Raw genomic sequence first — 10,326 nt, 5'->3', positions numbered from 1 at the left:
CGCCCAGTTCTAAGTGCAGTTCCCAGGTTGAGCCCGGGGATTTCACACCTAGCTTAAGCAACCGCCTACGCGCGCTTTACGCCCAGTAATTCCGATTAACGCTCGCACCCTCCGTATTACCGCGGCTGCTGGCACGGAGTTTGCCGGTGCTTCTTCTGTAGGTAACGTCAACTGCAGTTGATATTAGCAACTGCCCTTTCCTCCCTACTGAAAGTGCTTTACAACCCGAAGGCCTTCTTCACACACGCGGCATGGCTGGATCAGGGTTGCCCCCATTGTCCAATATTCCCCACTGCTGCCTCCCGTAGGAGTCTGGACCGTGTCTCAGTTCCAGTGTGACTGATCATCCTCTCAGACCAGTTACGGATCGTCGCCTTGGTAGGCTCTTACCCTACCAACTAGCTAATCCGACATAGGCTCATCTGTTAGCGCAAGGTCCGAAGATCCCCTGCTTTCCCCCGTAGGGCGTATGCGGTATTAATCCGAGTTTCCCCGGGCTATCCCCCTCTAACAGGCAGATTCCTATGCATTACTCACCCGTCCGCCGCTCGTCAGCTCCCGAAGGACTGTTACCGCTCGACTTGCATGTGTTAAGCCTGCCGCCAGCGTTCAATCTGAGCCATGATCAAACTCTTCAGTTTAAAGAGTGTGAATCAATAAGATTCTTAATCTTGCTCAAGTTAAAACTACTGTACTCTTGAGTGATTGCTCACTCATGAATTGTACGAGTCACTAACTTAAGACTTAATCTTTTCCAGATCCGCCTCAGTTAGCGCCCACAACAAATTGCTTGATTAACTTTTTAAAGAACTTTCTCTTTCGGAGAACCTCTCCGACCGAGGCGCGCATTCTACACTTTCAAACCTCTGTGTCAACTCCTTTTTAGCGCCGCCGACTCTCTCGAACCAGCTCCTTTCCCTTCACTCCGAGCGGCTTCCCGTCGAAGTGGGGCGCATTATACGCACCCCTTAATTTCATGCAAGCACTGTTTCAATTTTTTTTCAGGGCGCGTTCAATCACCTCTTAACCCAACTTACTAATAAACGATTGAACATCCCCAACGCTGCTTTCAAAGTTAAAGACACAGCCCCTAATCCGCGCATAAAAAGACTATGCTCTTTTAAGCTTATGAGTAGCAGATAAAAGCAGTTACTTCATACGATATAAGATCAAGTAATTTCCAACAGAAAGCTCAATCTTTGCAGCACCCAAAGTATGTTATAACAGCACATCCTCAGCACTTACACTCTTCGGGAAGTAACACGTATGATCAACTGGACCCACAAAGCCTTTCACGAATTAACGCTTGATGAGCTATACGCACTGTTGCGCCTGCGCTCGGAGGTTTTCGTTGTAGAGCAGAATTGCCCCTACCTGGATATAGACGGCGCGGATGAAAACTGCCTGCATTTGATGGGCTGGTCGAACGTCGATGGAACGAAAACACTGACAGCGTATCTACGTCTGGCCCCACCCGGAGTGAAGTACACCGAAACGTCATTGGGCCGAATTGTCACTGCGCCATCTGCGAGAGGCGGCGGGTCAGGTAAGAAGCTAATGACTGTGGGCTTGAGTTGGGCGCGGGAGTTGTACCCGCAACATAACATCAAAATTCAAGCACAAGCCTATCTGGAAAAGTTTTACCAAAGCTTCGGCTTCGTCACAATTTCTGAGCAATATGATGAAGATGGGATTCCTCATATCGATATGTTGCTGAAAAAGTAACCCCCCTCTTGTTCGGGCAGCATGCTGGATCGTCTCTGCCAGATTGAAGGACGACGGGCGGCTTCCATGCCTGGGTTTAACAGTGCTTCTGCGTCAATTCCGTTTATAAGTCCGTTTCGACCCAGCCGGGTCTGCGGGCTAATCCTTTTGTGAGTCCATTTATGAGTCCTTGATGAGAGCGTCCCTCGCCATCCCGTCGCAGGAGTAATATTACTTTTTGCAACGACCAACACTGTCGTAAACTCAGAATTTTTTTAGCGATTATGGCGACGCCAGTGCAGGGCTTTTAATGCATCGATGGCGTGCTGCCCCCAATGTATGCGAAAGCTTTCCTCCCAGTAGCACACGGCCTCTTTGACGTGATTGTGATCCCATAGGGACAAGCCGTCTTTCATATCGCGGTAGATATCCGCCAAGTCATCGGCGATGTCTCCCGCATTGACGGAAGCGGACTGCATATCGAACGGATCGTCGATATCGCGATACTGTGTGAACGGCATGGAGTTGAATCGCTGGTAGATTTTTTGCCAGGCGTCGTGGGTCATGGTTTCAAATTCCAGATCCGTACCCGCCGGTTCAAAAGGCAGATCCAGTATCGTCGCGTAAAGCTTGGCCAGCAGTCTGGTAGCTGTCGCCATTTCTTCATCTTGGGAGCCCGGCGACGCTTCGCTCCATTGACAATATTCCCGGGCCAATTCTACAAAACGTTGAGTTTGCTCACTGCTGGGTTCTATTGTTTTCAAGTTCAGTTACCTCTGAATAATAGGCTCGTTGTAATTCTATTGCGTAGACCATTGCGCAATTACGGCTACGATTCTCGCCGCGAGTTCATTCTTTGTTATCCACGGAAGGACAGGACTCCTTTCGAGTTAATTTGTCACCAACGTTATCAAATACCCCATTGATTCAACAGCTAGTATTAATGCTAGCTCTGTATACATAAATTCGAATGGAGAATAATGGGCCTCTCTTGCAAATTGCTGACAACACGCCCGTTAATCAGCTCAATACAGGATGTTATGACATGAGCGAAAACCTGCACTGCTGGACCCATAATCCAAAGCAAAACAACGCGATCATTCTATTCGTACACGGGGGGCCAGGAAGCCACTCACATTATTTCAAAGAGTGGCTGCAACGTTACCCTATTTACAGCGAACGTTTTGGCTGGATCTCTTATGACCAGCGCGGTTGCGGGCTATCAGCGCAGACGCCCGCGCTCAGTCATCAAGATAACGTCGATGATCTTATTGCCATCATTCATCGCCTAAGCATCCGCCATCCTGGCTTCTGCGCAGTGGTCGGACACAGCTACGGCGCCAGATTGCTTTATGACGCCCTTAAACAAGACGGCGCCATTGAGACTAAAGCCGTTTTTCTGGGGAGGTCTTTACGACCGGATATTCCCGCTAAGAGAAACTTCCTGATAGACCAGATCCTGATGAAGGTTTTCCAACGGGATGACTACGTCACACTGATGCAGGAAGTTGAGTATGATATTCAGAATCCCTCCAGCTTATGGAGCGCCAAACAGGCTTTCCGGGAAAAGCTGAAACACGGGAATCTGCGCACCTTGTTTTATTGGTCGAACTTTCAGGCCATGGATGAATACGCCGCCATCAAAGCGCAGACGGAGTTACAGGAAAGCGATGAGGTGTTTAAGCAGATTACCAGCTCAATTCACAGTCAGTCAGGGCCGGACGCGGTATATGACTTCGCCAGCTTGAAACAAGACTCATTGCACATTATGGGCGCGGGCGATTTCGTCATGGCGGGAGACACTTACACTGCGCCAACGGACAACGCCTACACCGCCAGGATATTTTCCAAGTCAGGACATTATCCGCATCTGGAAGAGCCGGAACCGTTTATCGCAACGCTGGAGCGCTTCCTTCTCCACCGTCGTCCATAACCACCCGCCGCAACTCAGTAGGCGCCCTGCGCGTTCGTGCTTTTCCCAATGTAAAAAGAGTCTTTTCAGTAACTTCTGAGCCGGACTTTGTTTAAAAACTGAGTCCGCTCATGTTCGTCAGGAATACACTCCGCCATCGCCTGATAAAGTTTGATTTCCGTCGGCGACTCTTCACGGCACTTGCGCACGATACAGCCCGCCAACGGCCCAACATACCGGCTGAGAAGCTGCGTCAGACGTTGCAGCTTTTCTTCACTCAAGGCAGTGCCAACGCTGCTTTTATATTTGGGCTTTGGCCTGTTCGTGTTCGCCGCAGGCGCGGCCGCTTTTTGGCGCGCCGTAGAGTCCAAGCTGCGTCCGGGGTGTGTCATAACGTCGTTTCTATGGGCGCGATCAAGAAAAGTATCTCGTTCCGCACCTTTGGGGATATGTAGTGACAACGTATCTATCATTTCCGGCAGTGAGCGGGAATGCGAAGCGGCATTGCGTATAAGATGAGTCGAAACCGGCCCTAAATGTCGCGCCAGCGCGACAGTGAGGATGCCATAAATTTCCGCTGACAGTTGTAATGATGATGTTGATTCAGATTGACCATTGCGCGCATTGTTTCGGCTTGCGCTTTCTTCGGCCGTGTGACTTCCATTCTTCCCATAAACTCTGGTTGCCAAAATATCCATACCATAGCCGCCTGTAATGTTGCTTTCGTTTTTAGTATCAGGAGATGTGAGAGAGTTTCACATTAAGAGAGGCAAGGCCTTGCAAGGCAATACAGAGTCGACCGCATGACATCCCTCTCATACGCCGCGAACACTGCTGGGTTCTGGGCGTGCGGCGGCTCAATGGAAGCATTCCGGGCTTTATGGGCCGCCAAATGAGCAAGCGTCGCATCAAGCGGACAACCGTCATGAATTTGATAAACGATCACCCGCGCGATGACGTTAAACGCCTACGACGTCACACTTTATCATGATAAAACGTCAGTTTCAGTCCTCACCGACCTCTACGCCGCCATTTTGTTTTGGCGCATGAGCCAGAATGCGATCAGCCAGCCGTGAGAACGGCAAACTTTGTATCCAAACGGTTCCAGTCCCCCTCAATGTCGCCAGAAACATACCTTCTCCGCCGAAAAACATACTGCGCATGCCTTTCACCATCTCGATTTCGTAACTGATGGATGGCGTAAACGCCACCAGACAGCCTGTATCCAGGCGCAGCGTTTCGTTGTCGAGGCGCTTCTCCACCACAGTCCCGCAAGCGTGGATAAAAGCCATGCCGTCCCCTTCCAGCTTTTGCAGGACAAAACCTTCGCCGCCGAAGAAGCCGCTGCCCAGTCGACGATTGAACTCCACACTGATGCGGGTCCCCATGGCCGCCGCCAGAAAGGAGTCTTTCTGACAGATAATGGTTCCGCCCTGACTGGCCAGGTCCACCGGTACGATGCTGCCTGGATACGGCGCCGCAAATGAAACCTGCTGCTTGCCATGGCCGCTGTTGGTGAAGTGAGTCATGAACAGAGACTCCCCGGTCATCATGCGTTTGCCGGCGCTGAACAACTTGGAAAAGAAGCCCTGCTCAGGGTCCGAGCCATCGCCCATCTTGGTTTCGAATTCTATGCCGCCGGTCATGTAGTTCATGGCCCCGGCTTCCGCGATGACGGTTTCGCCCGGGTCCAGCTCCACTTCCACCATTTGCATATCGTGGCCGATGATCTTGTAGTCCACCTCGTGGCTGCGCATATCAGTTTTTCTCCTTGCGGTTTTGTTGATGATCTCATAACGCCATAGTTATCAAACAGATGCAAGCCTCCCTCCTTCTGCAAAAGACAGTACAGGTCGTTGTGTTCTGTATTATTAACCAGGATCGGCACAGCCATTGATAAAAGCAGTTCCATCATTGTTTTGCACTCAGCGCACAGCCAATTTCATCACTGCAATTGTCCCGTCGCTGAGGTATAAAGGGAGCGCAAAAATGTTCGGAAACAAAGACTACAACAGGAAGCTTTTAGGCAGGATCAGAACCATGGAACGTACTGAAAGGGAGCAGACTTCGGACAGCAACAAGGCCTTGCGCACGCTACGCACCGCCATGTTCGCCGGAGCGGCGGCAATCGCCCTCTACGCACTGCAATTTTCGGCGATGTCGCAAAAAACAGCGGTGGCCAGCGTTGGGCTGATGGTGGCGGGCGCCTTCCTGCTTATGGGCGGCGTACTCGGCTTTATCTTCGGCATTCCCCGCACGTTGCAGCAGGAGTCAGGCGGAGCGGTCAAAGTCGGCGCCGGCGACAGCCAAGGGGCGGGCTACCTCGCCAATACCAATCTTGAACAAATATCCGACTGGCTGACCAAGATGCTGGTTGGCGTCGGCCTGACTCAACTGACCGCCATGCCGTCCCACTTGCGCGCAGTGACCGGATACATTGCGGAAGGCATCGGCGGCGGGCGGGACGCCTCTATCTTCGCCTTATCGGTGCTGCTGTATTTTTCCATCATTGGATTTCTATTTGGTTATCTCTGGACCCGCCTGTTTCTCGCTGGCGCTTTTCGTCAGGCGGATCAAACCGCGCTGGGCACATTATCCGAGCGCATGGAGCGAGCGAATCGCGACATTGAAGAAATCAAAAAACAAACCAAGATGGACGCCGAAGCGCAAAATCTGGTGGACCGTCAATTGAGTCCAAGCTTTGAATTGCCTCCCGCGCCTCAGCCGGAATTGGAGAAAGCTATTGCAGCCGCCTCCCCAGAGGCCAAGGCGAAGATTTTTTACCAGACCTGGAAAGTGCGCGGAGAAAGCTGGCGCAATAACAAACAACTTATGGAAAAGACGATTCCTGTTTTTCGCGCCCTGGTCAAAGCCGACCCCGATGGTCGCTTCCACATGAATCATGGACAATTGGGGTTCGCTCTCAAGGACAAAGTGACGCCCGAGTGGGAGGATGCTTTAAAAGAGCTGACCTGCGCCATCGACATCCGCGGCGGCGACAAGGATAAAGGCTGGAGATACTATGAGTTCAATCGCGCTATCTGCCGCATTAATCTGGATGAGGAATTTCGCAGCAAGAGCCCCTCTGCGCCACCTGTACGCAAAGCTATTGTGGCGGATCTAAAGGAAGCAAACGTTCACGACTTTACCGATTTGGTCAGCGCCAACGAAATTATTCAGGCATGGATGCAGCTGAATCAGGTCAGCATGGAGGATATCGCTCACTGATCACTCCAACTCGACGATCTCAAATTCTTTCTCCTGACCCGCTGCGACAAGCACAACCACGTCGCCTACCATTTTCCCCATCAGTTTCATACCAATAGGAGAGTGCCTCGTAATAACCAAGACCTCTTTCTCATCCAGCAGGAACTTATACCCGGCAGCCTCAGGCCCCACAAATAAACGGCGCTCGGCGCCATCTTCCGCTTCCAAAGTGACCAACGCAAAAACGCCGACCTCATCTTGATCCGTAAAACGCTTGGGCGGGGTATTCTGATAAGAGGCGAGCGCCAGTTCCAACTCCCTTACTCGTCGGGATTGTCCTTCCGCCAGATAGGACGCTTCCAGACCGAAGGTGTCGTATTTGTTTTCCGCTACGCTTTCTGTATGGGTGGCGGTTTCATGAGCAGTATTGGCCGCCTGCTGGGCGACAGCCAGGTCGTCCTGCAGTTTGGCGATAATCAGTTGGTGAATGGTCTCTTTTCGCATGGTCCTAAAGCACAACGGCGCAGAAAACGAAGAACGTGATTAAAACGGCGACACGCCGCTGAAGGCGAGCATTAACCCGCAAGAGCCTATCCATTCAGACAAATAGAAGGAGGCAGCGGGTGCGCCGGATGAATAAATAAACCAGATTCGTATTCCTGTCCATATCCACCGTGCAAAGAGCCGGATTACAGCCGCAAAAAAGCCCGGAACCGCACGAGTCGGCGCCGGGCTAAGCGCTATGGGTTTATCAACCAAGGATCAGTGGATTATTTGATCCAGTGTTTACCCCAGTGAGTAATGTCGTAGGAAGAAGCGCTGGAGCTTGCGCTGAATGCGCGCATTGCTGCAACACCTTCGTCCTTCTTCGCCGCCGCTTCGATTTCATCATCGATAACTTTGGTGGACAAAGACAACCAGCTAGTCACAAACGCAACCGCGTCGATATTGATTTCCAGTGCGTCCTGGGCGATGTTGTTGATGTTATCGCACGCTTGGTGGTAACAGGGGTCCAGAGCAACACCCGCCTCACCGCCGTATTTCTCCGCCTGCTCTTCAGTCTTCGCGACTTCCGCACCAGTGAACAGACCACCGAAGGCTACGCCGTCAGTGAAGAACTGAGCGTAATCGGAGCGGAAGCTGATCTCGGTGCCTTCATAAGGCAACGCACGTAGTTTGTAGTAGTCTTCGAACAGTTTTTCAGTAGCTTTTGATCCAGGAGGCCCTTCCAGGCCAAACTCGGAACCATCGCCATCATAGATCATGTAGGCGAAGTTGGGAGAACCGATCATGTCGAAGTTCAGGTAAACCTTGATCTTCTTCAACTCTTCTTCCGGCAGGTTTTGCACGTAATGAGTGGACCCGACCAGACCTGACTCCTCGGCGCCCCACCATGCGAAGCGAATTTTGTTGCGAGGATGCGCGCGACGCATTTGTAAGGCCATCTCCAGCAACGCAGCGCTACCGGAACCATTGTCGTTGACGCCAGCGCCTTCATAGACAGAGTCAAGGTGTGACCCAACCATAACGATGTTGTCTGGGTTGCCTCTTCTGGACTCAGCAATCACGTTAACTGTTTCAGTTTGCTTTCTCACTACATCAGTAACGACGCGCATCTGCAGACCTTCGGTTTGAGACCAGGCCGCGCCATGGTCGTAGGTCGCGAACACGACAGGTACGCCGCCAGTGTAATCATCGCCCAGTGTCGCGTTCATCAGACCTTTACGGTCATCAGTGTTGCCCTGGTTGAAGATGATGACGCCAATCGCGCCAGCCGCCGCAGCATTTTCCGCTTTTATCTGGAAAGTACAGGAGCCGCGCTGAACCAGTGCGATTGATCCTGCCGGGAAGTCAGCAAAGTCTTCAGCTTCACAACCACTGGTGGAGCCGTTGTCGGGACCCAGATCCAAGTCAACCGCAGCCACGGGACCGGTCACGTCGCCCGCATCGGTTTGCGACAAATAGGTAAAGTCGACTTCCCACTCGTAGGAAGCAGTGTCAGGGGCCGTGGACTCCAGCGTTCCCGGTCCTTGCGGATAGAACGCGTTGAAGGGGAATGGCGCCAGAGTCACATCGTATCCAGCGCTTTCCAGCGTGGACTTAATGTAATCTACGGATGCGTCATAACCCGGCAGGCCCGCTGCGCGAGTGCCGTCGTTAGCGCCTGCGATATCATTCAACATTTGCAGGTGCGACATGACGTTCTTGACTTGCATACAACGAGGCAGGCCCCATGGGGAATTATTTAGCACGCCAAAACGGCATTCCAGTGGATGCAGGCGGTCTGGACTCCAGAACTCATTCAAGAGGTCGCTGCGTGAAGGGGGCGCCGAGTGAGCGGCGGTGGCGAGAGCAAGTGTAAGAGAACTTAAAGCCACTGACAGGCTTTTCTTCTTCGTTAGCATTTATTCCTCCAATCCTTATAGGAGATTTATTTTTATCTGATAGGCCTGCTTTTGGCCGGCTATCATTTTCGCCCTATACAACTCCTCTTAGGCGCGATCAGTCTATAGTAGTCAGATTAAGTCTATGCGGAAGGGGTTAGTCCGAGCTTTAGATAGGTAATTACCGAAGGCCGTTATCCCTCACGTTTAATTAATGTGAAGAGGCTCACACTTTATAATGTCAACCCTTAGTGGACTATCCCAATAGTCTCGACTGGACAATGGGTTAGCGCGCATAAATCGCATTCTCGACCGTCTCAATCGGCTCCCTGCAAGGCTTTATGTGCCATAATACGCCGCCTGGTAAGTCATATAACAACACAGCAAACACACACAGTTAAGGAGTCCACGATGAGCGAGTTATTGAGTTATGAACTCAAGGACAATATTGCCGTCATCGCGCTGAATAACGGCAAAGTCAACGCCATTTCCCCACAATTGATCGAAGAGTTCAACGCGGCATTAGACGCTGCGGAGCAGAGTAAGGCCGTAGTGGTGATCACAGGAACTCCCGGCATGCTCTCCGGCGGCTATGACTTAAAAGTCATGACGCAAAGCATGGAGTCAGCGATGGCGCTGGTTAAACAAGGGTCCACCCTGTCCCACCGCCTGCTTTCTTTCCCCATGCCAATTATCGTCGCCTGCCCAGGTCACGCCGTCGCCAAAGGCGCCTTCCTGTTACTGTCCGCAGATCTGCGTATTGGCGTTGAAGGCCCCTATAAAATAGGTCTGAATGAAGTGGCCATCGGCATGATCATGCATCACGCCGGTATCGCTATCGCCCGCGCGCGTCTGGCGCCGGTATACCTCAACCGTTGCGTCATCAACGCGGAAATGTTTGCGCCTCAACAGGCCAAAGAAGCCGGCTTCCTGGACATCGTTGTAGAAGAGTCGGAGCTGATGACGCGAGCGATGGAGGAAGCCCAAAAAATGGCAGCGTTGAATTTGAAGGCGCACAAGAACACCAAACTGAAAGTGCGCAGCGCGTTCTTGAGCGAATTGGCGGAAGCCATTGAGAAAGACGCGACCGGATCACTGTAATCCCAAACGTCACAGGCG

9 protein-coding genes and 1 rRNA gene (1 of these 10 cut by a window edge) are annotated in these 10,326 nt (G+C 51.9%); 4 read left to right on the top strand and 6 right to left on the bottom strand.

The genetic code is table 11. The features are described 5' to 3' along the window. Positions 1-641: ribosomal RNA gene (locus AC2IBB_RS08900) — 16S ribosomal RNA — on the bottom strand (it extends 894 nt beyond the left edge of the window). A gap of 625 nt (positions 642-1,266) precedes the next feature. Between AC2IBB_RS08900 and AC2IBB_RS08895 the strand changes: the two genes are divergently transcribed. Further along, positions 1,267-1,725 carry a GNAT family N-acetyltransferase gene (locus AC2IBB_RS08895; protein ID WP_486332527.1) on the top strand — a complete coding sequence of 153 codons (459 nt, stop codon included), beginning with the start codon at positions 1,267-1,269 and terminating at the stop codon, positions 1,723-1,725. 254 nt (positions 1,726-1,979) lie between these two features. Here the strand turns inward: AC2IBB_RS08895 and AC2IBB_RS08890 are convergent, their stop codons facing one another. Then, entirely contained in the window at positions 1,980-2,468 is a 489-nt protein-coding gene (locus AC2IBB_RS08890; protein ID WP_486332526.1) for a DUF5063 domain-containing protein, read from the bottom strand. Between the two features lie 281 nt (positions 2,469-2,749). On the opposite strand from AC2IBB_RS08890, the gene AC2IBB_RS08885 reads away from it, so the two are divergent. Next, positions 2,750-3,637: an alpha/beta fold hydrolase gene (locus tag AC2IBB_RS08885; protein ID WP_486332525.1), complete on the top strand. Its 888-nt coding sequence runs from the start codon at positions 2,750-2,752 to the stop codon at positions 3,635-3,637. 65 nt (positions 3,638-3,702) lie between these two features. Here the strand turns inward: AC2IBB_RS08885 and AC2IBB_RS08880 are convergent, their stop codons facing one another. Both AC2IBB_RS08880 and AC2IBB_RS08875 read right to left on the bottom strand, forming a co-directional pair. Further along, positions 3,703-4,314, bottom strand: a complete 612-nt coding sequence (locus tag AC2IBB_RS08880; protein ID WP_486332524.1) for a DUF8082 domain-containing protein — start codon at positions 4,312-4,314, stop codon at positions 3,703-3,705. A 306-nt stretch (positions 4,315-4,620) separates the two neighbouring features. Next, a complete protein-coding gene (locus AC2IBB_RS08875; protein WP_486332523.1) occupies positions 4,621-5,373 on the bottom strand; it encodes a TIGR00266 family protein in 753 nt (250 codons plus the stop codon). 283 nt (positions 5,374-5,656) lie between these two features. Here AC2IBB_RS08875 and AC2IBB_RS08870 point away from each other — a divergent pair, with 283 nt between their 5' ends. Next, the gene (locus tag AC2IBB_RS08870; protein ID WP_486332522.1) at positions 5,657-6,844 is read left to right on the top strand and encodes a hypothetical protein; all 1,188 of its coding nucleotides are present in this window, start codon (positions 5,657-5,659) and stop codon (positions 6,842-6,844) included. Here AC2IBB_RS08870 and AC2IBB_RS08865 read toward each other — a convergent pair whose 3' ends face one another. Continuing rightward, positions 6,845-7,327 carry a GreA/GreB family elongation factor gene (locus AC2IBB_RS08865; protein ID WP_486332521.1) on the bottom strand — a complete coding sequence of 161 codons (483 nt, stop codon included), beginning with the start codon at positions 7,325-7,327 and terminating at the stop codon, positions 6,845-6,847. Between the two features lie 266 nt (positions 7,328-7,593). Then, a complete protein-coding gene (locus tag AC2IBB_RS08860) occupies positions 7,594-9,228 on the bottom strand; it encodes a M28 family metallopeptidase (protein ID WP_486332520.1) in 1,635 nt (544 codons plus the stop codon). A 390-nt stretch (positions 9,229-9,618) separates the two neighbouring features. Here AC2IBB_RS08860 and AC2IBB_RS08855 point away from each other — a divergent pair, with 390 nt between their 5' ends. Next, positions 9,619-10,308: a crotonase/enoyl-CoA hydratase family protein gene (locus tag AC2IBB_RS08855; RefSeq protein WP_486332519.1), complete on the top strand. Its 690-nt coding sequence runs from the start codon at positions 9,619-9,621 to the stop codon at positions 10,306-10,308. Positions 10,309-10,326 lie beyond the last annotated feature (18 nt).

It is taken from the genome of Hahella sp. NS-SX17 (genome assembly GCF_057367735.1).
Note: the sequence above shows the minus strand (reverse complement) of the source record. Positions and strands in the feature narration are given on the sequence as shown.